This window comes from Nonomuraea sp. NPDC051941 (assembly GCF_044593615.1).
In genome coordinates this window covers 18,905-43,361 of sequence record NZ_JBIUCF010000022.1, presented here as the reverse complement: position 1 = coordinate 43,361, position 24,457 = coordinate 18,905, and the positions used below count along the sequence as shown (strand labels likewise).

Sequence of the window (24,457 nt, the reverse complement as noted above, 5' to 3'; positions counted from 1 at the left end):
GGTAAGGTCTGCCGAAACCGCGAGAACGCAAGGAGAATCTCTTGTCAGGAGTGGCACCATCGGTGCGTAACCGCAGGCCGCCAGGGGTGCGGCGGGAGGAGATCCTCAGGGTCGCCACCGAGATGTTCGGCGACAGCGGTTACCGGGGTGTTTCGCTCGCCGACATCGCGGCCCGGGTCGGCATCTCCCAGCCCGGCCTGATCCACCACTTCAAGAACAAGGAAGAGCTGCTGCTCGCGGCCCTCGAACGTCGTGACGAGGACAGCCGCGACCACATGGACGCGATGTTCCAGGAGATGTCCGTCGCGGACGCGCTGATCTCGCTGTGCCGCCACAACGTCGAGGATCCGACGGCGATGCGTCTGTACGCCGTGGAGTCCGCGGAGAGCATCGAGCCGGGCCACCCCGCCCGCGAGTTCTTCCTGCGCCGCTACGCCCGCGTCCGTGAGCGCGTGGCCGAGCGCATCGGCCGCGACCAGGAGTTGGGCCGGCTCCCGGCCACGCTCGACGCGGTCGTCCTGGCCGGCGAGATGATCGCCGTGATGGACGGGCTCCAGATCCAGTGGTTGCTCGACCCCACCATGGACCTCCCCGGGCGCATGGCCGCCTACCTCGAGCGACTCATCATCAAGGAGGACCGGTGAACGACGGACTCGAGGAGCACCTCGACGCCCTGGTCGGCAAGCTCGACCTCCCGCGGAAGGTGCGGCTGCTGACGGGGGAGTCCCACTGGCGCACGTACGCGGAGCCGGCCGTCGGTCTGCGCGAGATCAACGTGTCGGACGGGCCCGCCGGAGTGCGCGGCCCGGAATGGGACAACGGTTCCCCGTCGGCGTGCCTGCCGTGCCCGACCGCGATCGCGGCGAGCTGGGACGTCGACCGCGCCGCCGCGACCGGGCGCGTGCTCGCCGCGGAGGCCACCCGCAAGGACGTCGACGTGGTGCTGGGTCCCACGGCGAACCTCCAGCGCAGCCCGCTCGCCGGCCGACATTTCGAGTGGTGGTCGGAGGATCCGGTCCTGACCGCCCGGCTCGCCGGCGCGCTGGTCGGAACGCTCCAGCGGCACGGCGTGGCGGCGACCGTGAAGCACTACGTCGCCAACGACTCGGAGACCGAACGCGCCACCGTCGACGTCCGCCTCGACGAGCGCACGCTGCGCGAGGTGTATCTCGCCCCGTTCGAGCACATCGTCCGTGATGAACGGCCGTGGCTGGTCATGGCGTCGTACAACGCCGTCAACGGGACCGCGATGACCGAGAACGAGCTGCTCGACAGCCCGCTGCGTACGGACTGGGGCTTCGACGGGCTCGTCATGTCCGACTGGCACGCCACCCGCTCGGTGGCGCCCGCCGCCTCGGCGGGCCTCGACCTCACCATGCCGGGCCCCGGCGGACCGTGGGGCGCCTCGCTGGTGCAGGCCGTCACCGACGGCCTGGTCAGCGAGGCCGCGGTGGACGCGAAGGTGAAGAACCTCCTGCGGCTCGCCGCCCGGCTCGGCGCCCTCGACTCGGTGCCGGTGACCCGTACGCCGGTCACCGTGGACGTACGCAGTGAGCTGCACGCCGCCGGCGCGGACGCGACCGTGCTGCTGCACAACTCCGATGACCTGCTGCCGCTCGCGCCGGAGCGCCTGCGCTGCGTCGCCGTGTTCGGCGAGCTGGCCGGCAGCCCGCGCATCCAGGGCGGCGGCAGCGCCGAAGTGCGGCCCACCCACGTCGTGTCCCCGCTGGACGGGCTCGAAGCCGCCCTGCCGCCCGGCGTCCAGGTGACCTACACCGCCGGCAGCTACCTCGAAGGCGACCCCGCCCCGGTGCCGCCCGGGATGCTCGGCGCGCCCGTGCTGATCCGCTGGCTCGATGACACGGGCGCCGAGGTGACGCGCGAGGATCGCCGGAGCGCCGCTCTCGTACGGCTCGGCGCCGACGTGCCCGCGGGGGCCACCACCGTCGAGCTGACCACCCGGATCGTCCCGGACGTCTCGGGCACGTGGCAGCTCGGCCTCAGCGGGGCGGGCCGCATCGTGTTCGCCGTCGACGGCCGGACCCTGCTGGACGACGACGTACGGCCGACGCACGACGGCCCGGGCGCGGAGATCCTCACGCCGCCCGTGCGCACGTTCGACGTGCCGCTCGAAGCGGGCAGGCCGGTCGAGGTGCTGCTGCGGCAGCGGATGCCGAAGTCCGGCTCGGCCGTCGCGATCCGCTCCCGGGCGCCGCGGCGGTCCCCGGCCGAGGAGCTCGCCGTCGCCCGCGAGCAGGCCAGGGCCGCCGACGTCGCGATCGTCGTGGTCGGCACCAGCTCGCAGACGGAGAGCGAAGGCTTCGACCGAGCGGACCTGTCGCTGCCCGACGGGCAGGACGACCTGGTACGTGCGGTCGCCGCGGAGAACCCGAACACCGTCGTCGTGGTCAACGCGGGCGCCCCCGTGCTGCTGCCGTGGCGCCATGACGTCGCGGCGGTGCTCGTGACGTGGTTCGGCGGCCAGGAGTCCGGCGCCGCGCTCGCGGACGTGCTCCTCGGTCACGCCGAGCCCGGCGGCAGGCTGCCGATGACGTGGCCGGACTGCGGCGAGGACGTTCCGGTGCTGGACACGGCGCCTGTGGACGGCCGGCTGGAGTACGGCGAAGGGGTCCATGTCGGCTACCGCGCGTGGCTGCGCGCCGGGGTCGAGCCCGCGTACCCGTTCGGGCACGGCGTCGGCTACACGTCCTGGGAGCTCGTCAACGTCGACAGCGGACCGGGCGCGGCCGTACGGGTCTCCGTGCGCAACACCGGTTCGCGGCCGGGCAAGCAGGTGCTGCAGGTCTACCTGGCGCGGCCCGGTTCGAGCGTCGACCGCCCCGCCCGCTGGCTGGCCGGGTTCGCCGTCGTGCGCGGCGAACCCGGCGAAACGCTCACCGCCGAGATCCCGCTACCTCCCCAGGCCTTCCAGCACTGGGACGTGGCACGGCACGACTGGGCGGTCGAGCCTGGAACGTTCGAAGTCTCCATCGGATTCTCCTGCGCGGACATCCGTGGCACGACGTCGATCAAGGTTCACGAGGAGTGATCAACCGGGTCTTCCCCCCGGCCCGAGAGAAAGTAAGTGAGGTGGTGCAGCGATGTACCCCAGTAATCGCCACGTCGATTCCATCCCCGGTGCTTCGGCCCTGTCGCGCCGGACGCTCCTCAGCGGGCTGGCCGTCCTCGGTGCGGCCGGCCTGGCCGGATGCCGTTCCGCGGTGAACGAGAGCAAGACGGCCGGCGCGGTGAGCGGCCCGACCCGCGGCGGGACCCTGGTCGCCACGGTCGCCGCGCCGCCGGACCCCGCGGCCTATTTCACCGGCCGCCCCGGCAACATCTTCTGGAACCGCAATGTCCTGGAGACGCTGGTCATGGTCGACCAGGACAACAAGCCGCAGCCCCTGCTGGCGACGAAGTGGGAGCTGCGGGACGACAACCGGACGCTGGTGCTGTCGCTGCGCGAGGGTGTCAAGTTCCACGGCGGCCGTGCCTTCGGCGCGGAAGACGTCGTGTTCACCCTCGAACGCGAGATGGCGGGCGACGGCCTGGCCACGCTCGGCGGCGCGATGAAGGGCTGGAAAGCGAGCGCGACCGGCCAGCACGAGGTCACGATCACCTCGCCGCGGCCGCTCCAGGAAGTGGTGCTGGACATCCTCGACTCGACACCGATCATCGACCGCGAGAGCTACAAGGGGCTCGCGGACGGGTCGAAGGTCATCGGCACGGGACCGTTCCTCTGGTCCGGCTACAAGGCCGGCACGGAGATCAAGATGACGCGCAACGACGCGTACTGGGAGCAGGGGCTGCCCTACCTCGACGGCATCGAGCTCACGGTCATCGGCGACTCCACCGCCCAGCTGGCGGCGCTGCGCTCAGGCCGCGCGCACCTGGCGAACGGGCTCAACATCCAGGACGCCAAGACGGTCGTCGACGACAAGAAGTTCCACCTCGACCTCAACCACGGGCTCGTGTACGCGCTGGGCTTCGACGTCACCAAGGCGCCCTTCGACAAGCCCGAGGTGCGCCGGGCCATCGGCTACGCGATCGATCGCCAGCGCATCAACCAGCAGGTCTTCGGCGGGGTGGGCACGACGACCAGCCTGCCGTGGAGCGAGGACGCGACCGGCTACCCCGCGGAGCTCGCCGCCACCTACGCCTACCAGCCGGACCGCGCGAAGAAGATGATCGAGGACGCCGGGGCGGCCGGGGCCCGCGTCGAGATCGCCGTCCACGCGCTGCCGGTGCCGCGCAACGTGATCGAGATCGTGTCCCGCAACCTGACGGACGTCGGCCTCCGTCCGTCGGCGCTCGAACTGCCCCCCGCGGAGTTCGAGCCGCGCAGGATCGCCGGCAAGCTGGGGCCCGCGTTCCTGACCTGGACCGCGGTGGCCAAGCTGCCGCCGGCGCTCTCGCTGTACGGATATCCGGACCTGCGGCCGGCCAAGAACACCTCGAACTACGCCGACGCCGGTTACCGCGAGCGGGCGCAGGCGCTGATCGACAGCGCCGACGAGAGCGAGACGGCGCAGCGCCTGAAGGACCTCTCGCAGTACCTGCTCGACGCCGCCTTCCTCCAGACCATCGCCATCGTGCCGGCCACGGTCGTGCGCGCGGACGCCGCGAGGGACATCCTGGTCAGCCGCTACGGCCGCTCCATGCGCGCCGCCTACCTCACCCGGTGAACGAGGCCGAGCATGATCCATTTCCTGATCCGGCGCCTGCCGTCGGTCCTGCTCGTCCTGGTGGCGACGACCGCCATCGCCTTCCTCCTGCCCCGCCTGGCGCCCGGTGATCCGGCCGCCATCGCGGCGGGGCCGGAGGCCACCGCGGAGCAGGTCGCGGCGATCCGCGTCGAGATGGGGCTGGACCGCCCCCTGGCCGAGCAGTACGTCCACTGGATGGGCGGGCTGCTCACCGGCGACCTGGGCCAGTCGCTGCAGTTCAAGCGCCCGGTCGCCGAGCTGATCGGCAGCAGGGTGGAGAGCACGTTCGAGCTGACCGTCGCGGCCACGATCCTCCTGATCGCGGTCTCGCTGGGGCTCGGGATCTTCGCCGGGTCGGCGCGTTCGCGGCTGTCCCGGTTCACCGCCGACGCGAGCAACACCGTGCTCCTGGCGATGCCGCCCTTCCTGTTCGGCCTGCTGCTGATCATCCTGTTCGGGGTGGTCTTCCGCCTGCTGCCGATCAGCGGGGAGGTGGCTGTGCTGGACGATCCGGTGATCGGCCTGCAGTACCTGATCCTGCCCGCGGTGGCGATGGCGGTGCCGATGGGCGGCCACGTCGCCATGCTCGTCCAGTCCTCGATGGACAACGCGTGGCGGCAGGACTACGTCGACCTCGCCGTGGCCAAGGGCGTGCCACGAAGGTGGATCACCCTGCGCCACGTCGTCCGCAACAGCCTCGGGCCCGCCGCCGTCACGATCGGCATGCGGTTCGGCGACATGCTGGCCGGCGCCGTCGTCATCGAGATGATCTTCGCGAGGAACGGGATCGGGCAGCTCGGGGTGTCGGGCGTGCTCAGCGCGGACTACAACCTCGTACAGGTGATCATCGTCGGCACGGTGCTGATCGCCGTGGTCGTGCAGCTGCTCACAGAGATCGCCATGGCGGTCCTGGACCCCCGCGTCAGGTTGGGAGCGTGAAACCATGACCACCACCGTCACCGCACCCGGAACCCCCGCGCCGGCGGTGCCGCGCCGGCCCGGCGCCGGGGCGCTGAGACAGTACCTCACCGCGCTGCGCACCCCGCGCGGCGCGTTCGGCGCCGGGCTGCTGCTGGCCCTCGTCGCGGTCGCCCTCCTGGCGCCGGTGCTGTTCCCCGGCGGGTACGACGACCAGAGCGGCGACTCGTTGGCCGGTGCGTCGGCCGCGCACTGGATGGGCACCGACGAGCTGGGCCGCGACATCCTCGCCCGTACGATCTACGGCCTCCGTACGGATCTGAGCCTCATCCTGGCCGCGGTGCCGGTGAGCGCCGTCATCGGGACGCTCATGGGGCTGACCGGCGTGGTCTCGCGCTTGCTCGGCGCCGCGATGCAGCGCGCGCTCGACATCATCCTCGGCTTCCCGGGGCTGGTGCTCGGCATGAGCGTCGTCCTCGTGCTCGGCACGGGCTGGCTCTCGCTGTTCGTGGCCGTGCTGATCAGCGGCCTGCCCGGGTTCGGACGGCTGTCGCGGGCCGGGCTCCAGGTCGAGCAGGAACGCGAGTACGTGCTGGCCGCCAAGGTGCTCGGCGTGCGCAAGCGCACCGTGCTGGTGCGGCACGTGCTGCCGAACATCATGGACCCGATCGTCGTCGGCGCCGCCGTCTACATGGTGGTCGCGATCTTCATCGTGTCCGGCCTGAGCATCGTGGGTCTCGGCATCAAGCCGCCCGTCCCGTCGCTGGGCGCGATGCTCAACGTCGGCGCCCGCTACATCGAGGTGCACCCCGCGTACGTGCTCGGCCCCGGCCTGGTGCTGCTGCTCCTCGCGTTGGCGTTCACCCTGCTGTCCAACGCGCTCAACAAGGCGGTGCTGCGCAAATGACCACTCACCCCCACGGCGCCGCGCCGGCGGCCCCGGCGCGTCCCGACGCGGACGCCCTGCTCGAGGTCCGCGGGCTGCGCACCGAGTTCGCGACCGGCGCGGGGATCGTCCACGCCGTCAACGACGTCGATCTCACCCTGCGACCGGGCCAGATCCTCGGCGTGGTCGGCGAGTCCGGCTCGGGCAAGTCGGTGACCGCCCGCTCGATCCTGCGGATGGTGCCCCAACCGGGCCGGATCGCCGCCGGCGAGATCCGCTTCGGCGGCCGCGACCTGCTCGGGCTCTCCGAGGAGGAGATGCGCCGCATCCGCGGGGCCGAGATCGCGATGGTATTCCAGGACCCGCAGTCCGCGCTCAACCCGGTCCTCACGGTGGGCGCGCAGATCGTCGAAGCCCTCACCGTGCACGGCACGGGCAGGCGTGCGGCCCGCGCACGGGCCCTCGAACTGCTCCGGCAGGTCGGGATCCCGGACGCCGAACGCAAGATCGACGACTACCCGCACCAGTTCTCCGGCGGCATGCGCCAGCGCGCCGTGATCGCCATCGCGCTGGCGGGCTCGCCGTCGCTGCTGATCGCCGACGAGCCGACCACGGCCCTGGACGTCACCATCCAGGCGCAGATCCTGCGCCTGCTCAAGCAGTTGCGCGACGAGCTGGGCATCGCCGTACTCATGATCACCCATGACATGGGCGTGGTCGCCGAGATGTGCGACGACGTCGTCGTCATGTACGGCGGCCGGGTCGTGGAGCGGGGACCGGTCGAGACGATCTTCGCGCGGCAGGAGCATCCGTACACCGCCGACCTGCTCAAGGCCATGCCGCGGATGGACACCGCGGGCGGCAACCGGCTGCCGGCGATCCCCGGCGCCCCGCCGGACCCCGCCGCGCTGCCGCCCGGGTGCGCCTTCCACCCGCGCTGCCGGCTGGCCGAGGACCGCTGCCGCGCCGACGTTCCCGAGCTGCTGCCCCTGGCCACGCCAGGGCACGCCGCCGCCTGCTGGGTGACCCATCAGGGCACGCCCATACCGCCGCTCACGCTCGTCACCGCCGACCCGGCCGCGCGGGCCGAACAGGCCCGAACCCCGCTGCTGAGCGTGGAGAACCTCCGGGTCGACGTCGCCTCCGGCCGCAGGAGCCTGCTCGGCCGGTCGCAGCCCGTGTACGCCGTGGACGGGGTGAGCCTGACGGTCGCCGGCGGGGAGACGCTGGGCCTGGTCGGCGAGTCCGGGTGCGGCAAGTCGACCCTGGCCAGGACGGTCGTCGGGATCAACCGGCCGGCCGCGGGCACGGTCCGCGTCGGATCCGACGGCGTCGACGCGTTCTCCCCGGCCGGCGCGCGGGCGTTGCGCTCCACGGTGCAGTACGTGTTCCAGGACCCGTACGCGTCGCTCAACCCGCGCCGCACGATCAGGCAGTCGCTCGACGAGGCGCTCGACATGCGTGGCGTGCCGGTCGCCGAACGGGCAGCGGAGGCGGACGCGCTCATCCGGCGGGTCGGCCTGAACGAGTCGCACCTGGACCGCTACCCGCACGCCTTCTCCGGCGGGCAGCGCCAGCGCATCGGCATCGCCCGCGCGCTGGCCGTCCAACCCCAGGTGCTGATCTGCGACGAGCCGGTGTCGGCACTGGACGTGTCGATCCAGGCGCAGATCATCAACCTGCTGGAGTCGCTGCGCGACGAGCTCGGCCTCGGGTACCTGTTCATCGCGCACGACCTCTCGGTCGTGCGGCACCTGTCCGACCGGGTCGCCGTCATGTACCTCGGCAAGATCGTCGAAACCGGCCCGGTCGAGGCGGTCTACGCGGCTCCGCAGCATCCGTACACGGTCGCGCTCATGTCGTCCTCGCCGGTGCCCGACACCACGGTGCGCGGCCGCGAGCGCATCGTGCTCACCGGCGACCTGCCCAGCCCGAAGAGCCCGCCGTCGGGCTGCCGTTTCCGTACGCGCTGCCCGATCGGCCCGCTGGCCCATCCGGAGCGGACGATCTGCGCCGAGCAGGAGCCGCAGCTCGCCGAGACCCCGGGCGGGCAACTGGCCGCGTGCCACTTCGCCGGGGAGCTGGTGGCGACCGGCGGACAGCGGTGAACTCACCGGGCTTCAGAGATCGGCGAGGAGGTCGTCGAGGGCCTTGTTGAGGGCTTCGGCGTTGGCCGGGGTGAACCAGGTGGTGCGGATGCGTTCGTTGTTCCCGTTCGGGGTCTCGTGGTCGGCCGCGAGCTGGTGCAGCGAACGGGTCTCGTCGCTCAGCGAACGGCCGACCCCCTGGAAGAGGCCGCGGATGTAGCGGTCCGCCTCGTCGGGGTCGATGCCGTGACCGACGGTCCACGACGTGAGCGTGGCGAGATACGAGTAGTGGGTGGTCAGCGTTCCCGTCAGTGCGGACAAGACGTTGAAGGCCGCCTCGTCCGCGACCGGGAGCACCCCGCCCAGGTGCTCGAAGAGGGAGTTCGCCACCGGGTGCGACGGGTACGTCACCGTGACGGAGCGGCGTTCGCGTACGGTGGGCAGGGGGATGGCCCGTACCAGCGGGGCGTCGGTGGCGAGCGTCCGGCGCAGGTCGTCGTTGCCGACTCCGGCCATCACGTTGACCACCACCTTGTCGCCGTCCACCCTCAAACCGGCCAGCGCTTCGTGCCGGTCCTGGCGGCGTACGGCGATGATCACCACCTCGGAGCCGTCCACCACTTCCTGGTTGCCGGCGCACACCCGCACGCTCTCGTAGCGCTCGGACAGCGCCGCGACCGTGCCGGCTCCCCGGGGGGAGAGGAACACCTCGGGGGACCGGTCGGCTCCCTCACACAGGCCCGCCACGATGGCTCGGCCGATCTCGCCCACCCCGATGATGCCGATGCGCTTCACTGTGTCTTCCTCCATCGTCTTACCTGTCGCGATCTTCTCCATAGGAGCATGACCGCCAGGAGGCCGGCCGCGCAGGGGCGTTTCCGCTGCGTTCGATGTGCGCTATGTCTCATCCGCGGGCCGTTACGCCGGATGCGTGGCTGGTGTCTCCATGCCGAGTCCATAACACGAGGGAGGCATCATGAACGGGAACGTCGAGGTGGTCGTGGTCGGCGGCGGGTACGGGGGAGTGATGGCGGCCAATCGCCTGGCCCGGCACGATGGCGTGTCGGTGACCCTGGTCAATCGACGTCCCGACTTCGTCGAGCGGATCCGCCTGCACCAGCTCGTGACCGGTTCCGATGACGCGGTCGAGGGCTTCGGCGAGGTTCTGGGCGGGAACGTCAGGCTGGTGGTCGACACCGCGACCCGGATCGACGCCGCCGAGCGCCGGGTGTCGCTGGCGGGCGGCGGCACGGTCTCCTACGACTACCTCGTCTACGCGGTGGGCAGCGGCGCCGCTGATCCCGGCGTGCCCGGAGCAGCAGAGTTCGCTCACTCGGTGTCGGACCTCGAAAGGGCGGAACGACTGCGGTCGGCGCTGGCCGCGACGCCCGCCACGGCTCCGGTGACCGTGGTCGGAGCCGGCCCGACCGGCATAGAGACCGCCGCCGAGCTGGCCGAACTGGGCCGCGAGGTCACCCTGGTCTGCGGCGACGTGCTCGGCCCCTACCTGCATGCCCGGGGCCGCCGCCCGGTCGCCCGACGGCTCGCCGAGCTGGGTGTGACCGTCCTCGAAGGTCCCCGCGCGCGGGTGACGGAAGTGACCCGCGACGCCGTACAGCTCGACGACGGCCGCCGGCTGCCCAGCGCGGTGACGATCTGGACCGCGGGGTTCCGTGTCCCGGACCTGGCCGCCCGCAGCGGGTTGCGCACCGACACCGAAGGCCGCCTGCTCACCGACGCGACGCTGACCAGCGTGGACGACGTGCGCATCATCGCTGCCGGGGACGCGGCGGCGATGACGGACCGGCCCTTCCGGATGAGCTGCCAGGCCGCCGTGCAACTGGGTGCGGGGGCCGCCGCCACAATCCTGCGCCGGATCGCGGGGAAAGCACCCGCTCCCGTCCGGTTGATGTTCGCCGGGCAGTGCATCAGCCTCGGTCGGAACGCGGGCGTCACCCAGTTCTCCTACCTGGATGACAAGGTGAACGGGCTCCACATCAGCGGGCGACTCGGTGCCAAGATCAAGGAGTTCGCCTGCCGGTTCCCTCTCGATCTGTTGGTGTCCGGGGCACGCAAGGCCGGTTCCCGCGCATCCCGCGGCGACAGCACCGACCGCCTCGAAACGCCCAGGCCGGAACGAGGCGCGGCCTAGCCGCCTTCGGACCGGGTACATTTCGACGACCTGCTTCCGGCACGTGGGGCCGACCGCGAGAGAGTGAAGCGCACGACATGAACGACCACGCCACCGACCCCGCGACCGAGGCCTTCGTCACCCACCGCGACCTGCTGTTCACCGTCGCCTACGAGATGCTCGGATCGGCGGCGGACACCGAGGACGTCCTCCAGGAGACCTGGCTGCGGTGGGTCAAGGTCGACTTGGCGCAGGTGCAGGACCAGCGCGCCTACCTGGTGCGGATCACGGCCCGGCAGGCACTCAACCGGCTACGCACCCTCAAACGGCGCAAGGAGGCCTACGTCGGCCCCTGGCTGCCCGAGCCCCTGCTCACCGCGCCGGACGTGGCCGAGGACGTCGAACTGTCCGAGAACCTGTCGCTGGCACTCATGTTCATCCTGGAAACCCTCTCACCGACCGAACGCGCCGTCTTCGTGCTGCACGAGGTTTTCGACATCGGCTACGACGACATCGCGGCCGCGATCGGCAAGAGCCCCGCCGCCGCACGCCAGATCGCCTACCGCGCCCGCCGGCACGTCGACGCCCGCAGGCCGCGCACACCGGCTTCCCCGGAAGAAGCCCGGGCGGCGTTGAATTCGTTCCGGACCGCGCTCGCGACCGGGGATCTGCAGGGACTGCTCAACGTGCTCGCCCCGGACGTCGTCTTCGTCAGCGACGGCGGCGGCCTCAAGCTGGCGGCCCTGCGGCCGGTCGTCGGCGCGGACAAGGTGCTCGGTTACATGGCCGGCAGTGTCGCCAAGGCCGGCGGCACCTTCACCAGTGAGCCCACGACGGTCAACGGCAACCCCGGGCTCATCCTGCGCCTGGACGGCGTGATCGACGGCGTGCTGGCCTTCCGCGTGGAGAACGCCCGCGTCACCGGCCTCTACTACGTCCGCAACCCCGAGAAGCTCACCCGCGTCGAGTCCGAAACCCCTCTTACCTCCCGCTGACCGTGCATTAAGCTCATGCGATACCGTATCGAATGAGAATATAGCTGGTAGCCTGGGTTGATGGCTGCCGACGTTCCCCCCAGAGCGACCGACCGCTCTGGGGATGCATCACCTTTCGCTCTCGGTCTGCTGCTGCGCCAGGCGCACTGGCGCGCGGCCACGGTGATGACAGAGGCGCTTCGGCCGCTCGGCATAGAGTTGCGGCATTTTGCCGTGCTGATCGTACTGATCGAGCGCGGGCCCACGGTGCAGCGGGACCTGGCGACGGCGACCGGGTCGGACAAGGCCGGAATCATGCGGGTCGTGGACGACCTGGAGCGTAAGGGGCTGGCCGTACGCAAGAGCGTTCCGGGGGACCGACGGGTTCGGGCGGTGGAGATCACGCCTCAAGGCGTCGAGCTCTTCGATGCGGCCCATGTGGCGGCGGAGCCGGTGGATGCGCGCCTGGTTGCCGCGCTGGGGCCCGGCGAGGCCGAGCTCCTGAGGGATCTGCTGACCCGGTTCGCCTATCCAGCGGACGGCGAGGCGTAAGCGCGCCCGTGTGCCGGCTGCCCGGCGCCGCGCCGGCTTCGAGCGGGGACCCTGCCCTGGCGGCAGCGTTGCGCACCTCATCGGCTAGCGTTGATTTCATTCCCTCCGCGATGCACGGGGCTCGTACGGTCACCAGATAGTATTGAATGATACCATCACTGGTGATACAGTCTCGGATGTAGTGAAATCAATGCATTGAGGAGGTAGGTGATCTTGGACGTCTATGAGGCAGTCACGAGCCGGCGGGCGGTGCGCGGATTCACCGACCGGCCTGTCCCGAGGGAGGTGCTGGAGCGCGTGCTGTCCGCCGCGGCTTGGGCGCCGTCCGGATCGAACCTCCAGCCATGGCACGCGTACGTGCTGACCGGCGAGCCGCTGGCCGAGCTGAAGAAGCGCGCCGGTAAGCGCCTGGCCGCAGGCGACCCCTGGGACGATCGCGAGTACGAGATGTACCCGCCCACGCTGAAGACCCCGTACCACGAGCGCCGATCCGCCTTCGGCCAGGAGCGCTACAGCGCACTCGGCATCGTGCGCGAGGACTGGGAGGCGCGCCAGAGGGCCGCTGCCGAGAACTGGCAGTGTTTCGGCGCGCCCGCCGCCCTGTTCTGCTACATCGACCGCGCCATGGGCCCGCCCCAATGGGCCGACGTCGGCATGTACCTGCAGACCGTCATGCTGCTGCTGCGCGCCGAAGGGCTGCACAGTTGCCCGCAGATGGCGTGGTCGGTGTATCGCAGGACCGTCGCGGAGATCCTGTCACCCCCGGACGGCCTCATCCTCTTCTGTGGCATGTCGATCGGGTTCGAGGACGTCACGGTGGAGTACGTCCGTACGGGCCGGGCGCCGCTCGACGAGACGGTCGCGTTCGTCGAGGGTTAGCCCCGCGCGTCCTCGAGATCAACCTCACCGGCACGTACCCCCTCCTCGACTGATGAGTACGTGTCGTCACATCCGGCTCCGGACCCCCTACGTCGCGGCCGGCTCGCCCATGGACTGGGCGGCTACGGCATCTCCGCCGACGTGATCCCCCCGGGCCTCGCCGTCACCGAACAGGTGCGCAAGACGTTCCCCGGCACTGCTGTGAGCACGACGCGGCCGGCAGCCCGAAGACCTCGTCGGCACGGCCTCCTTCCCGCCTCTTTTTCTTGAAAGGAAACGCAATGACTTACATCGTTGGTTACATCGTCGGGAGTCTGTCCCAGAAGTCGATCAACCGGACTCTCGCTCTGGCTCTGAGCCGCCTCGCGCCGCCGGAACTCCGCCTCACGGAGATCCCCATCGGCGAGCTGCCCCTGTACAGCTACGACTACGACCCGGACTACCCCGCCGTGGCCCAGGAGTTCAAGGACGCGATCAAAGCCTCCGACGCCCTCCTGTTCGTCACCCCCGAGTACAACCGGTCCGTACCGGGCGCGCTGAAGAACGCCATCGACTGGGCGACCCGGCCCTACGGATCCAACGTGCTGAACGGCAAGCCGTCCGCGATCATCGGGGCCTCACCCGGCCAGATCTCCACCGCGGTCGCACAGCAGCACCTCAAGACCATCCTGTCCTTCACCAACTCCCCGGTGCTGGGTCAGCCCGAGGCCTACATCCAGTTCACCAAGGGCCTGATCAACGACGAGGGCGACATCCAGGTGCCGTCCGTCGCCGAGTTTCTGACCGGATACATGCGGGCCTTCACGGCGCACATCCGGCGCCACCACCACGACATCCCGGACCTGTAGGCCGCCCTGAGAGCGAGCCTTCATCATCACCGCCGGGAGGAGAACCATGTCCTTGATCGTCAGCCAGATCCTGTTCACCACGGCCATCGCCGCGGCTTTGGCCATGGTGTCGCTGTACAGGCGGACACCGGCCCCGTGCCAGGACTGCTCGCCGCAGGAACGGCAGTTGCTCGTCCTGTTCATCCGCGATGAGATCGACGAGGAGGAATACCGCCGCCGGCGAGCCTTGAACGGCCGAGCGCCTGGCAGGTTCGCGCACGCGTGCGGCGCGCCGGGCGATCTGCGAAGCGGCGAGATGACGTCATGAGTCCGGGCTCATCGCCACGGTGGCCGCGCCTGCGCTCGACCCCGGCCCGACTCACCGTCCTGGCCTTGGCCACGGCGATCGCCGTACTGGTCCCGATGGGCATGGTCGGAGCGTCAGCCGCCGGGCAGGCGTCAGCCGACCCCGGCTGGTCGGGCGCCCGCGAGCAAGCCGGGATCACCGCCGCCGCGGCCGGGCGCCGGAATCTGACCGGCACGATCGAGACGCAAACACCCGGCATCGACCTGATCCAGGTAGTGGGAGCCGATCACCGCGTCATCGCCGCTTCCCCCGCGGCACGCGGTCGGAACCCGCTGAGCCAGGTACGACCCTCCCCGGACCACCCTCAGGCCGACGTCGAGGTGTGCGACAAGAACAGCGGCAGACAGTGCCTGCGTCTGGCCGCCGTCCGCCTCTCACCCGCCCCCACCTCCCCGGTGATCTACGCCGGCCGGATGGTCTCGCCCGCGGCGCCGTCCCGGACGTTCCAACTGCTCTGGATCGCCCAGATCGCGCTGCTGATCCTCCTGGCCACCGCGGCGACATGGAAGATCACCAGCCGCACGTTGCGCCCGATCCAGCTCATCCGCGCACAGCTGGCCGCGATCAACGTCAGCGACCTGAGCATCCGCATCCCGCAACCGCACGGCCACGGCGAGATCGCCCAACTGGCGCGCACCGTCAACCACACGCTCGGACGTCTGGAGCAGGCCAAAGCCTCGACCCATCAGGCGCTGCAGCGGCAACGCCAGTTCGCCTCCGACGCCTCCCACGAGCTGCGCACCCCGCTGGCCGGCCTGCGCGTGCGCCTGGAGGAGGCCCAGATGCATCCCCGCGACACCGACCTGCCCGACCTGATCGGGCACACGCTGGAGGACCTGGATCGGATTCAGGACATCATGACCGACCTGCTCCTGCTCGCCCGGCTGGACGCCGCCGCTCCCCAGGCCACTCAGCACGTCGATCTGACCGACCTGATCCACACCGAGACCGGCCGGCGTGCCGATCGCCACCCGGCAGCCCTGAACCTGGCCGAACGGGTCGTCGTCGACGCCGTACCAGGACAGATCGCAAGGGTGCTGACCAACCTGCTGGACAACGCACAGCGGCACGCCACCAGCAAGGTGCGGGTACGGCTTCGCAGCTCGGCAACGCACGCCGAGCTGGTGGTGAGCGACGATGGCGACGGCGTGCCCCCGGTCGACCGAGAACGGATCTTCCAGCGGTTCGTCCGCCTCGACGCCGCCCGCAGCCGCGACCGTGGAGGCACCGGCCTGGGCCTGGCCATCGCCCGGGACATCGCCACCGCCCACCACGGCACCCTGCACGTCGAGCAGGCCGCGATCGGCGGGGCCGGCTTCGTCCTGCGCCTGCCGCTGAGCACCCCCGCCGAGCAGGCCGCCCCGCCGAACCCTGGCGCCTGACCACACGCCGCAGCGCTTGCACGACCACAGTCGGCAAGGCAAAACCGCTGCCCTGACCGCCAACAGGCGAAGAAGTCGCATGTCGTTACCGCTGATTTCTGCACTCAGCATCCTCGAGGCCGGTCGTCCAGAGCCAGGCGATGACGGACAAGAGGACCAGGTGAGTGGCGACGGCCAAGTCGGCTCACGCGGACCGGGAGCCCACGGCCGAGCAGCGCCACCTAAGCCCGGCAATTGCGCACCGCAAGTATCGATACCGCTGGTAGCGCAATGGTTTATCGTGTGGGCATGACCTCGACCGCATCCGCCAGACCACCCGGTCGCCCGCGCGCCGGCCTCAACGACGTGGTCTTCGCCGCGACGCTGAGCACGGTCCAGGAGCTCGGGTACGCGCGTGCCACCGTCGACCGCATCGCCGCCGCGGCCGGGGTCGCCAAGACGACGATCTACCGCCGCTGGCCGTCCAAGGGCGCGCTGATCGTGGACTGCCTCCTGGACGTGTTCGGCCCGGTGCCGTTGGAGGGCACCGGTCGAGCCGAGCTCATGTCCTCGGCCATCCGCTGGATCGCGGGGAAGATCAGCGAGCCCGGGGTCGGCGACGCGTTCGCCGGCGTGTTCAGCGACGCCGTCAGCGACCCGGCCCTGCGCGAGATCCTGTCCGCCCGGTTGCAGGACCCCTACCGGCTCGCGCTCCAGGAGGCGCTCGGCGAGCCGGAGACCCGGGTCCTGTTCTTCATCGACGTCGTCGTCGGAACCCTGCTCCACCGGATGGGCATGACCGGCGAGCCGATGGTGGATGCCGACATCGCCGCACTGGTCGAGATGGTTCTGTCGCACTTCACCGACGACGCGTCCTGACTGCCGATCGTTTCGACCTCGATGTCGCCCGGCCGCGGAAGGGCAACGGGCCGATGCTCGTCACGTCGTGTCACGTCTCGGCGATCCCTGGCGCCTGGAAGGCATGACGAAACACCCAGCAAGGGGTGGAACCGAATACGCAAGAAAGGGGCCGCGGCTGACGCCGTGGTCGCGGGCGAGGGCACCGATCGAGCGGCCCTCCAGGTACGCGGTGCGGACGTCGTCGGTCTCCTCGGCCACCACGGCGGGGCGGCGCCCGGCCTTGCTGCCCTTGGCCTCGGCGGCTCGCAGTCCGTCGTAGGTCAGCTCGCGCTGGAGGTCGCGCTGGAGTTCGCCGGCGGCGGCGAGGGTCTGCACCATGAACTTCACGGTGGACAGCAACTCCCCGGTGCGCGGGTGACGGGCGGTGAGGTCCATCGCGGAGAACGCGCCGTCGTGGATGCGCAGCGCCACCTGGTCGCGGTGGAGGACGTCGGTCGCAGGGTTGAACCCTGGTGAGGGTGTCCAGCCTGCCCGTTTCCCGCCACCCCGTTCGGCCCTACGCCCTCGCGGCCGCCAGAGGCCGGCGACGGCGCCCGCTCTTCGCCCCGAGGCAGTGCCGTCCGTGAGCGTGAACAACGGCGGCCATGGCCAGGCCTCGGCCCTGCCAGTCGTTGCGGACCACGTACGGGATTTGAGACCACGAGCAGCCCATGGCAGGCTCATGCCGCATGATCGATGAATTCGCGAAAGACAACCTGCACGGGAGACTGCGGCGGGACCGCAAGGCGCTGCTCTGGAAACTCGACGGCTTGTCCGAATACGACGCCCGCCGACCTTTGACAGCGACCGGGACCAACCTCCTCGGCCTGGTCAAACACGTGGCCCTCGTCGAGGCCAGGTATTTCGGCGAGGTCTTCGACCGCCCTTCCCCGGAACCGCTGCCTCGGTGGCAGGACTCCGACGGCAGCGATCTGTGGGCGACCGAGGACGAGACCCGCGATCAGATCATCGGGTTCTACCGGCGCACGTGGGAACACTCGGACGCGACGATCAACGAGCTTCCGCTCGACGCCCCCGGCCACGTGCCGTGGTGGCCGGAGCCTTATCCCAACACGAACCTGTTCGCCGTCATGGTCCATGTCCTCGGCGAGTCCAACCGGCATGCCGGGCACGCCGATATCCTGCGCGAGGGCCTCGACGGCCGGACCGGGGTGCGCCCCGAACACGAGAAGCCGATCGACGAGGAAGCCCGTGCAGCCTACTGCGCGAAGATCGAGCAGGCCGCCAGGACGGCCGCACCAATCAAGGCTTAGGTAGACATACCAGGCAGCCTGACATCAGTTTCCCTACCGGCGCTTGCGATTTCCGAGCACCCCGGCCACCTGATATGCCCGCGTCACCCGATGTGGGCGTTCAGTCCACGCCTTCGTCGTCCTCGTCCAGCTCGGGCGCGTCCGGGTCGCGCAGCGGGCGCAGGGCGCCGGCGGCCGGGGTGGAGGCGGTGAAGCTGTAGCGGCCGAGCAGGTTCAGGTTGCGGTGCTTGAGCGGGGAGAGCCGGGTGATGTCCTCCTCGCGGATCTCGTGGCCCTCGGCCTGGAGCTGGGCGACGGCGGCGTCGATGTAACGGGTCGCCCAGAGCACGATGGCGTTGAGAACCAGGCTGGTCCTCCATGCCGTCCCGGTACGCCTGGTGGATGGCGCCGCGCTTGCCGTGGCACACGTCCCGGGCCGGCTTGTGGCGGGATTCCTGGACGGTGAGCTGCCGGTTCATCTGCCTCCGGTAGGTGCCGTCGACCGGGTCGATCACGCGCAGCAGGTCGTAGGCACGGACCTGGTTGGTGACCATGTCCGGCCAGTGCGTGATCACCTTGTTCAGGTTCACGCGGTTGTGCGCCAGGTCCTCCACCGCGCCGTACGTGCCCGTCTCGACGCCGGGCATCGTGGCCCGCCAGAACCGCTGGTCGTCCAGGTCGCGGAACGGCGGGCTGAAGTTGTAGCCGAGGATCTTGAACAGGCCGAACACCATGTCGGAGTACGAGGCGTTGTCGGTCGCCACCATCTCCGGCTTGACCCCGCCGTCCAGGTTCAGCAGCGCGTCCAGGATGTGCTGGGAGTCGCGCGGGGTGCCCGGGACGACCATCTGCCCGATGCCCGCGACCTGGTCGTTGACGGCGTTGAGCCAGGTGATGCCCCGCTTGAAACCCGAAGTACTTCGGCGACGGCGCAGGCCCACTTCGCCCTTCCGCGCGCACCTGCTGTCCGAGAGCCCGCCGACATCACGGAAAGTCACTACCACGGCCCTCGGCATCGAGAACTCGCGATAGTCGGAATAGGTGACTTCACCAGTACCCCCGCCGCTCAGCCGTATGTCGTCTCGGAATGTCCGAACGGGCTCAAGCGGTCGGTCAGGAAGACGATGATCTCGTCCCTGGCCTTCAGCGTGGGATGTCCGTCCTCGTCGACGAGGTGGGCGGTGACCACGCTGTGGGGGGACCCGACCACGTCGCCGAAGAACGGTGGCGGGCTGGTGTTCGCGGAACTGCCCGGAAGAACACGGCCGTCGAAGGCGTCGCCGAGGAGCGCCTGGTAGGCGGCGAAGCGCTGGCCGGTGCACCAGCGGTCGTCGGCGAAGCGGTAGGCAAGGACCTTCAGTCCCTCGCGCGCGATGCGGTCTCGGACTGCGCGCGCGTCCTCGTCGCTGATCTCGAGTCCGGCAGGGTCGTCCAGCGGCAGCGACGGGTGGTTGACCACTGGCGCGATGACAGCCGGCTCAAGCGCCATGGTGAGAGCGAAGTTGCCGGTGAAGCACAATCCGATCGCGCCGACTCCCGGACCGCCGCATTCGGCATGGGCTTGGCGCGCCAGCCCACGTAGCCATGCCGTGACCGGGCTGGTGCCGCCCCCGGCGAACGCGCGGAACTCGGCACTGACACACGCGCGGCGGACGACTTCCGTACCACCCTCCACCGTGGGATAGGCACCGTCGATCCCGAAGAGTGAGGGGACATAAACGGTGAAGCCCGCATCTCGCACCCACCGCGCCAGTCGAAGGACATCAGGACTGATGCCGGGCATCTCCGGCATCAACACGACGGCCGGCCCGGAACCCGCGGTGTACACCGTCTTCACCACCCCCTCCACATCCACGAGTCGGCGGGAGAAGTCCGTGATCATGTCGTCAAGTCGTCCGCTGGCAGCGCTCATGGTGACAGCGTGGACCGATGCCCCCGCGAGGGCGAGAGGCGATATCGCCATGTATGCCGGTAATCTCGCCAAAGGCTGATGGTGAGGAGGCGAGCGTGAGCGCGCTGCGGGTTGGGGTCCTGGCCTATCCAGGCTGCTTCGCGTCCGAGGTATTCGGCGTCCCCGATCTCTTGACGATGGCCACGCACGTTGCCGGTCCGGACGGCTCTGGATACGAGGTGTCGATCGTTTCGCCTCGTCGTCGTGTCGCGGCATCGGGTGGTGCGGTGTTGGACGTCTCTCCGCTGCGCGAGGTAGATGTCCTTGTTGTGCCAGGGTTCGAGCTCGTGCCGGGCCTCGACGTGGACGCGAAGCTCGCACCCCTCGCCCCTGAAATTGCGGCGATCCGTTCACACGCTGCTGCGGGCACTGTCGTCGTCTCGATCTGTGTCGGTGCGTTCCTGCTCGCCGAGGCTGGACTCCTCAACCGACGCCGTGCCACGACAGCCTGGCTCCTCGCGGACGAACTGGCTCGACGCTATCCGGACGCTGACGTCCGGCCTGAGCGTCTGGTCGTCACCGACACCGGGGTGACGACAACGGCGGCCTTCAGCGCCATGTACGACTTCGCGCTGGATCTGATCCGTCAACACAGTGGTGCCGGCGTGGCACGGACAACCGCGCGGGTGGCGCTCGTCGACGATGCGCGATCGTCCCAGACCCCATACGTTGACGCGCAATGTCTTCCGCAGCCCGGAAACGCGTTCTCCCACAAGGTCATGCGATGGCTCGACCAAAACCTTGCCACCCGATACGACCTCGCCGCGTTGTCGGACACGTTCAAGGTCAGCACTCGGACGCTGCTGCGGCGCTTCGCGGACGAGACCGGCCAGAGCCCGCTGGAGTACCTGCAATCGTCGCGTGTCCGTCGCGCCCGCCACCTCCTTGAGGCCACGAACCGAACCGTCGGCAGCATCTCCGCTGCGGTCGGATACAGGGACCCCAGCACGTTCGCCGCCCTCTTCGCCAAGCACACTGGACGACGCCCGAGGGACTACCGCGCGGCCTTCCGCCGTGTTGACTGATTTAGGCGCATGAAGCCGTTTTGCCGCTAGAGATCATGGTCAGTTACTGCCGCGCCCCTCTGCATTGAGAACCCGCGACAGTTGAATACGCGACCTCACCAGCACCGAGGCCGGGTGAGCGGGATGCTGGTGGTGGCCAGCGGGGTGAGCACGGTCAGCGCGTCTGTATCGAGGTCGGGCTGCGTGGTGTCGGCTGCCGTGGTGGCCGCGGTAGTGCGCCGCTGGGTGTGGGCGGATCGAGCGCCACGATGTATTCGGCGATCGCCGCAGCTCACGCCACTGCTCGCCCGGCACGCAGGCGAGCAGTACCGCCGCGACGACCGCGAGTCCTCCGGCAGAGGGAGGCCGCAGTTCGCGCACGTCCGAACCGCCGCGCGCCAACCCACTCCACCGATTGTCGCAGGCCGACAACAAAGCCCTCATCGCTACGACAGGGGAGATCGGGGTCGAGGAACCCAGGAACAGTCGTTGGCGGCTACAGCACCTCTGCGGCGTTCCTCAGCATGTTGTCGAGGCGCTGGCTATTCCTTTCGAGCTGGGGGCGATTCTCCGCGATCAACTGCCGCTGCGCGGCGAGATCGGCGGTCAGCCAACTGCGTACAAAGCCCGACTCGTTTTTGCACATGATGTCGTCGAGCGCGGCCCGGCGTTCGGCTTCGGTGGGAGGGATCCCATGTTTCCGCTGCTCTTTCGTCGGATTCGGATGCGCGGCCATCCGTTGGGAGGTCCAGTAGGAGTAGGGGGCTTCGACGGGGTCCTCGTAGTCGTGTCCCCTCCGGGTCATGCAGCGTTTCCACTCGGCAGCTGCACTCTGAACGCCCGGGTCCTTCCGCGAGGTCTTCCATGCTCTGGATTCGAGTTCTGGCACCGGGTTCCTCGCCTTGCCCGTGGCGGAGGCGGTCTCACCCCGCTCGAGCCGGCGGTTTGCCGCACCGCGGCAGCCGCCCTGGGGGAGGCCGGCGATCCGGGCCGGGTGCCCTTGCTCGTCCACGCCGCTGACGATCTGGAACAGCCGGGACTTCCTGTCAATCTGGTCTTCCCACAGAGGGGCAGCGACCGGCGGCGCGTCGAGGGAGTACGCCCAGGTACGGGCGGTACGTACGTCATACATGCCGTACCGGTCGTTCTGCGGTACCCGATGGCGACCGGACTGCCAAGCAGGCAGTTTGACGTGGAACCTGTCGGCACACTGCTGAGTCAGCAGATACCTCGCCCGAAGGGTGGTTTCGAGCTCCGCCTCGGTCAACTCGAAGGCGGCCAAGGGGTAGTCGACCTGGTCAAGATCAATGGTCTTCCCGAGGAGCTTCTCTCCCGCCTCCGGAGGGCCGCCTCCGCAACCGACGAGCACCGCCAAGACGGACAGCATCAGGGCGCCGAGCATGCGACCATCGGCCACGGTGGCGACCTCCTGAGAGCCGGGACCAAGAACGGGGACGGTCCGCACGCCGCCGGGACCAGTGGGACTGACCCCGGACGACGCTTTGCGCTACATTCCGGACGGGCCGGCCTCAGCAGTTGAGCCAAGCCGCATAGCTTCGGTCGTTCTCGTCCATGGCCACGTTGCGAACACCGGTCCCCGGCCAGGTGCGGAAGGCGGGGTGCCCGAGGTCGTCGGTCACATCGGCGTAGACGTAGGCGCCGCCGTACTGGTTGTCCCAGTACGAGCTCGCCTGCATCTTCATGGGGCCGGTGAAGAAGTGCCGGCCGCAGGTCGTCCAGCCCTGGTAGGCGCCCTGGCAGTCGGAGTGCTGGTAGAAAAGGACCCATCCTCGGTCGGGTACCGCAGAACAGGCCGCGGCGTTCTTCGCCCCGGTGTCCGCTTTCGCGGCGGTGGGAGCCTGCTGCGCTGCCGAGGCGGCGGTCGGTGCCATAGCGAAGCCGATGCCGAGGGCCGCCGCAGCAATACCCACACGGATTTTCCCGTTCACGTGTTGCCCCTTTCGTCTCCGGTACGCCGCAGAAGCCGTCTGCAGGTACCAACGCCGGTCGTCAGTCGGGCGGAGTTGAGCGGGCGGAGAGAGCAGTACTCGTCGGAGGCCCTGGAGAATGCTCAGGTCCTTGCAGGTCAACGTCACGCCCCTTGGGCGATACTTGCCTTTCTGCCTGCGAAACTATCGCGGTGGCCTTTCGCCCCTCTGCCTTCTCACTGTCACGTCACTGTCGCGGTCCGGCACGGAACGAGCCCTCGCGACCATAACGAGATTTGAGCGGACATGAAGGCCGCCAAGCAGGCCATCCATGCTGCCTTACGCACCTCGGACATCGACGCGACGTGGAACGCGAAGATCGCCTGGTTCGCCCATCTGGGCGACAACTGGGAACCCCATCTCAAGCGCGGAGTGGCGGCGGGCTGGGCATGCGCCGGCCTGGGGCTATCTGACGGCCGCCAGGGCTGGACGTCAGCGGCTGACTCACCCGTACCTGGCCGCATATCGATGGGCGCTGTCGATTTAGCCCTCCAGTTCTTTGGACGGCAGGTCCTCTGCCCGGTGGGGCGGGGTGGTCAGCGACCGCCGTCGTAGATGAATCTGGCGACCGGGTTGCCGAGCGCCCAGATGCCGTCGAGCCGGTCGACGGTACGCCGGTAGGCGTCCTCCTCGGCCGGGGTGAGCACGACGTCGGCGGCGGGACCGGCGGTGGCCAGGCGATCGCGCAGCAGTTCGGTGTCGGCGGTGTCGTCGAAGTCCGGCAGCCCGGCCGGCGGCCATCACGAGCTCGGGGCCGGACATGTTCACGCCGCCGGCCTCCAGGCCATCGCGCACGAGCTCGTGCGCGGGCGGGTCGCCGAGCACCCGGGCCGCGGCGGCCAGGACCTGAATGTCGGCCTGGTCGACGTCGACCAGGCGCAGTGGCGCGAGCTCGTAGCGGCCGTCCGGGGCGAGCAGGCGGCCGGTGGTGCCGGCCTCTTGATGGCGCGCTCGCCCTGCGTGGGCGCGAGCGCGGTCTGAAGTCGTCGCAGTGCCTCCAGCGCGGCGCCGTTGGCGAGCGGGGCGGGTAGCTCGCCGGGCTCGACCTGGCCGGTGTTCTCCCACACGGCGTAGGTGAGCAGCAGCTCTTCCAGCTCGTTGAGCACGTGCCACAGGTCGTTGTCCAGGTCTGGCACAAGCACGGTTCGGATGGTGGGGCTCATGGGGTGTCCTTCCCCTTGATGGAACGCGGTCCTGGTGGACGCTGTCAGGGCCGGTGGATGTCGTCGACCAGCTCGGCGGCGGGTGAGTTGTCGCCTTCGAGTGCTCTGTACAGCGTGGAGCGTCCGACGCCGAGTTCGCGGGCGATCTGGGTGACGGACTGGCCGCGGTCGCGGCGAGCACGTCCATGGTCACCATCACCGGGCGACCGCCGACGCGGCCGGCAGCGCGGGCGGCGTCCAGGCCCTCCAGTGGGCGCTCCTGGATGAGGTCGCGTTCCATCTCGGCGGCCATGGCTGCGACCATGAACAGCACCTTGTCCACGATGCTCTGCCCGTTGGGCTTGTGGATGCCGGCGCAGATGCCGGTAGCGGCAGGGCGGCGAATTCATTATCCGGAGCTCCGCGGACTCTCCGTCGCTGGGCGCCGGGCCGTGCGAACCTGAAAGCCGTGGGACTTCTCCGGCTCGCTGTGCTCGTGGGGCTGACGGTGCGGCACCTGTGCCAGGGCGC

The 24,457-nt window shown here is 69.7% G+C and carries 23 protein-coding genes and 1 pseudogene; 16 read left to right on the top strand and 8 right to left on the bottom strand.

Features of this window, described 5'->3' with window-relative positions:
• Positions 1–62 precede the first annotated feature (62 nt).
• From ACIHFD_RS32985 to ACIHFD_RS32960, 6 genes are read left to right on the top strand one after another with little or no spacing between them, the layout of a single operon-like run.
• Positions 63–644: a TetR/AcrR family transcriptional regulator gene (locus tag ACIHFD_RS32985; RefSeq protein ID WP_397370208.1), complete on the top strand. Its 582-nt coding sequence runs from the start codon at positions 63–65 to the stop codon at positions 642–644.
• Positions 641–3,049, top strand: a complete 2,409-nt coding sequence (locus ACIHFD_RS32980) for a beta-glucosidase H (protein ID WP_397370207.1) — start codon at positions 641–643, stop codon at positions 3,047–3,049. Before ACIHFD_RS32985 ends, ACIHFD_RS32980 begins: the two co-directional genes overlap by 4 nt.
• 52 nt (positions 3,050–3,101) lie before the next feature.
• Positions 3,102–4,685 (top strand): ABC transporter substrate-binding protein, encoded by a 1,584-nt coding sequence (locus tag ACIHFD_RS32975; RefSeq protein WP_397370206.1) that lies wholly within the window; start codon positions 3,102–3,104, stop codon positions 4,683–4,685.
• 12 nt (positions 4,686–4,697) lie between these two features.
• Positions 4,698–5,645 carry an ABC transporter permease gene (locus ACIHFD_RS32970; RefSeq protein ID WP_397370205.1) on the top strand — a complete coding sequence of 316 codons (948 nt, stop codon included), beginning with the start codon at positions 4,698–4,700 and terminating at the stop codon, positions 5,643–5,645.
• Between the two features lie 4 nt (positions 5,646–5,649).
• Positions 5,650–6,531, top strand: coding sequence for an ABC transporter permease (locus tag ACIHFD_RS32965; RefSeq protein WP_355196280.1), 882 nt, complete (start codon positions 5,650–5,652; stop codon positions 6,529–6,531).
• Positions 6,528–8,618: a dipeptide ABC transporter ATP-binding protein gene (locus ACIHFD_RS32960; protein ID WP_397370204.1), complete on the top strand. Its 2,091-nt coding sequence runs from the start codon at positions 6,528–6,530 to the stop codon at positions 8,616–8,618. Before ACIHFD_RS32965 ends, ACIHFD_RS32960 begins: the two co-directional genes overlap by 4 nt.
• Positions 8,619–8,630: 12 nt before the next feature.
• On the opposite strand, the gene ACIHFD_RS32955 is transcribed toward ACIHFD_RS32960, so the two are convergent.
• Positions 8,631–9,407, bottom strand: coding sequence for an NAD(P)-binding domain-containing protein (locus tag ACIHFD_RS32955; protein WP_397370203.1), 777 nt, complete (start codon positions 9,405–9,407; stop codon positions 8,631–8,633).
• 166 nt (positions 9,408–9,573) lie between these two features.
• Here ACIHFD_RS32955 and ACIHFD_RS32950 point away from each other — a divergent pair, with 166 nt between their 5' ends.
• The 8 genes from ACIHFD_RS32950 (at position 9,574) to ACIHFD_RS32915 (ending at position 16,567) form a co-directional block, all read left to right on the top strand.
• On the top strand, positions 9,574–10,749 hold the full coding sequence (locus ACIHFD_RS32950) for an NAD(P)/FAD-dependent oxidoreductase (RefSeq protein ID WP_397370202.1): 1,176 nt from the start codon (positions 9,574–9,576) through the stop codon (positions 10,747–10,749).
• Between the two features lie 77 nt (positions 10,750–10,826).
• Positions 10,827–11,723 carry an RNA polymerase sigma-70 factor gene (locus tag ACIHFD_RS32945; RefSeq protein ID WP_397370201.1) on the top strand — a complete coding sequence of 299 codons (897 nt, stop codon included), beginning with the start codon at positions 10,827–10,829 and terminating at the stop codon, positions 11,721–11,723.
• Between the two features lie 60 nt (positions 11,724–11,783).
• Positions 11,784–12,254 carry a MarR family transcriptional regulator gene (locus tag ACIHFD_RS32940; protein ID WP_350730396.1) on the top strand — a complete coding sequence of 157 codons (471 nt, stop codon included), beginning with the start codon at positions 11,784–11,786 and terminating at the stop codon, positions 12,252–12,254.
• A gap of 207 nt (positions 12,255–12,461) precedes the next feature.
• Positions 12,462–13,133: a nitroreductase gene (locus ACIHFD_RS32935; RefSeq protein WP_397370200.1), complete on the top strand. Its 672-nt coding sequence runs from the start codon at positions 12,462–12,464 to the stop codon at positions 13,131–13,133.
• Between the two features lie 281 nt (positions 13,134–13,414).
• Complete coding sequence (locus ACIHFD_RS32930) at positions 13,415–13,981, top strand: NADPH-dependent FMN reductase (RefSeq protein ID WP_355196270.1); 567 nt, start codon at positions 13,415–13,417, stop codon at positions 13,979–13,981.
• A gap of 46 nt (positions 13,982–14,027) precedes the next feature.
• A complete protein-coding gene (locus ACIHFD_RS32925) occupies positions 14,028–14,288 on the top strand; it encodes a hypothetical protein (protein ID WP_350730390.1) in 261 nt (86 codons plus the stop codon).
• A 65-nt stretch (positions 14,289–14,353) separates the two neighbouring features.
• Positions 14,354–15,709, top strand: a complete 1,356-nt coding sequence (locus ACIHFD_RS32920; RefSeq protein WP_397370199.1) for a sensor histidine kinase — start codon at positions 14,354–14,356, stop codon at positions 15,707–15,709.
• Positions 15,710–15,997: 288 nt separating this feature from the next.
• The gene (locus ACIHFD_RS32915) at positions 15,998–16,567 is read left to right on the top strand and encodes a TetR/AcrR family transcriptional regulator (RefSeq protein ID WP_397370198.1); all 570 of its coding nucleotides are present in this window, start codon (positions 15,998–16,000) and stop codon (positions 16,565–16,567) included.
• A gap of 60 nt (positions 16,568–16,627) precedes the next feature.
• On the opposite strand, the gene ACIHFD_RS32910 is transcribed toward ACIHFD_RS32915, so the two are convergent.
• Positions 16,628–17,020 carry a hypothetical protein gene (locus ACIHFD_RS32910; RefSeq protein WP_397370197.1) on the bottom strand — a complete coding sequence of 131 codons (393 nt, stop codon included), beginning with the start codon at positions 17,018–17,020 and terminating at the stop codon, positions 16,628–16,630.
• A 257-nt stretch (positions 17,021–17,277) separates the two neighbouring features.
• Here ACIHFD_RS32910 and ACIHFD_RS32905 point away from each other — a divergent pair, with 257 nt between their 5' ends.
• Positions 17,278–17,862: a DinB family protein gene (locus tag ACIHFD_RS32905; protein WP_397370196.1), complete on the top strand. Its 585-nt coding sequence runs from the start codon at positions 17,278–17,280 to the stop codon at positions 17,860–17,862.
• Between the two features lie 100 nt (positions 17,863–17,962).
• Here ACIHFD_RS32905 and ACIHFD_RS32900 read toward each other — a convergent pair.
• Positions 17,963–18,774, bottom strand: a pseudogene (locus tag ACIHFD_RS32900) (Tn3 family transposase); the annotation flags it as partial.
• Between the two features lie 133 nt (positions 18,775–18,907).
• Positions 18,908–19,753, bottom strand: coding sequence for a dienelactone hydrolase family protein (locus ACIHFD_RS32895; protein ID WP_397370195.1), 846 nt, complete (start codon positions 19,751–19,753; stop codon positions 18,908–18,910).
• A 95-nt stretch (positions 19,754–19,848) separates the two neighbouring features.
• Between ACIHFD_RS32895 and ACIHFD_RS32890 the strand changes: the two genes are divergently transcribed.
• Positions 19,849–20,817: a GlxA family transcriptional regulator gene (locus ACIHFD_RS32890; RefSeq protein WP_397370194.1), complete on the top strand. Its 969-nt coding sequence runs from the start codon at positions 19,849–19,851 to the stop codon at positions 20,815–20,817.
• A 475-nt stretch (positions 20,818–21,292) separates the two neighbouring features.
• Here the strand turns inward: ACIHFD_RS32890 and ACIHFD_RS32885 are convergent, their stop codons facing one another.
• From ACIHFD_RS32885 to ACIHFD_RS32870, 4 genes are all read right to left on the bottom strand, one after another.
• Positions 21,293–22,213, bottom strand: a complete 921-nt coding sequence (locus ACIHFD_RS32885) for a hypothetical protein (RefSeq protein WP_397370193.1) — start codon at positions 22,211–22,213, stop codon at positions 21,293–21,295.
• Between the two features lie 112 nt (positions 22,214–22,325).
• Complete coding sequence (locus ACIHFD_RS32880) at positions 22,326–22,745, bottom strand: hypothetical protein (RefSeq protein ID WP_397370192.1); 420 nt, start codon at positions 22,743–22,745, stop codon at positions 22,326–22,328.
• An 803-nt stretch (positions 22,746–23,548) separates the two neighbouring features.
• Positions 23,549–23,926, bottom strand: a complete 378-nt coding sequence (locus tag ACIHFD_RS32875) for a hypothetical protein (RefSeq protein ID WP_397370191.1) — start codon at positions 23,924–23,926, stop codon at positions 23,549–23,551.
• Positions 23,927–23,991: 65 nt separating this feature from the next.
• Complete coding sequence (locus ACIHFD_RS32870; RefSeq protein ID WP_397370189.1) at positions 23,992–24,336, bottom strand: helix-turn-helix domain-containing protein; 345 nt, start codon at positions 24,334–24,336, stop codon at positions 23,992–23,994.
• Between the last annotated feature and the right edge of the window lie 121 nt (positions 24,337–24,457).

What these genes read in the sequence shown, in the direction of transcription:
- ACIHFD_RS32975 (WP_397370206.1), top strand. Translation starts at nt 3,102, where the DNA reads ATGTACCCCAGTAATCGCCACGTCGATTCCATCCCCGGTGCTTCGGCC.
- ACIHFD_RS32970 (WP_397370205.1), top strand. Translation starts at nt 4,698, where the DNA reads ATGATCCATTTCCTGATCCGGCGCCTGCCGTCGGTCCTGCTCGTCCTG.
- ACIHFD_RS32965 (WP_355196280.1), top strand. Translation starts at nt 5,650, where the DNA reads ATGACCACCACCGTCACCGCACCCGGAACCCCCGCGCCGGCGGTGCCG.
- ACIHFD_RS32960 (WP_397370204.1), top strand. Translation starts at nt 6,528, where the DNA reads ATGACCACTCACCCCCACGGCGCCGCGCCGGCGGCCCCGGCGCGTCCC.
- ACIHFD_RS32955 (WP_397370203.1), bottom strand. Translation starts at nt 9,407, where the DNA reads ATGGAGGAAGACACAGTGAAGCGCATCGGCATCATCGGGGTGGGCGAG.
- ACIHFD_RS32950 (WP_397370202.1), top strand. Translation starts at nt 9,574, where the DNA reads ATGAACGGGAACGTCGAGGTGGTCGTGGTCGGCGGCGGGTACGGGGGA.
- ACIHFD_RS32945 (WP_397370201.1), top strand. Translation starts at nt 10,827, where the DNA reads ATGAACGACCACGCCACCGACCCCGCGACCGAGGCCTTCGTCACCCAC.
- ACIHFD_RS32940 (WP_350730396.1), top strand. Translation starts at nt 11,784, where the DNA reads ATGGCTGCCGACGTTCCCCCCAGAGCGACCGACCGCTCTGGGGATGCA.
- ACIHFD_RS32930 (WP_355196270.1), top strand. Translation starts at nt 13,415, where the DNA reads ATGACTTACATCGTTGGTTACATCGTCGGGAGTCTGTCCCAGAAGTCG.
- ACIHFD_RS32925 (WP_350730390.1), top strand. Translation starts at nt 14,028, where the DNA reads ATGTCCTTGATCGTCAGCCAGATCCTGTTCACCACGGCCATCGCCGCG.
- ACIHFD_RS32915 (WP_397370198.1), top strand. Translation starts at nt 15,998, where the DNA reads ATGACCTCGACCGCATCCGCCAGACCACCCGGTCGCCCGCGCGCCGGC.
- ACIHFD_RS32905 (WP_397370196.1), top strand. Translation starts at nt 17,278, where the DNA reads ATGATCGATGAATTCGCGAAAGACAACCTGCACGGGAGACTGCGGCGG.
- ACIHFD_RS32895 (WP_397370195.1), bottom strand. Translation starts at nt 19,753, where the DNA reads ATGAGCGCTGCCAGCGGACGACTTGACGACATGATCACGGACTTCTCC.
- ACIHFD_RS32870 (WP_397370189.1), bottom strand. Translation starts at nt 24,336, where the DNA reads ATGAATTCGCCGCCCTGCCGCTACCGGCATCTGCGCCGGCATCCACAA.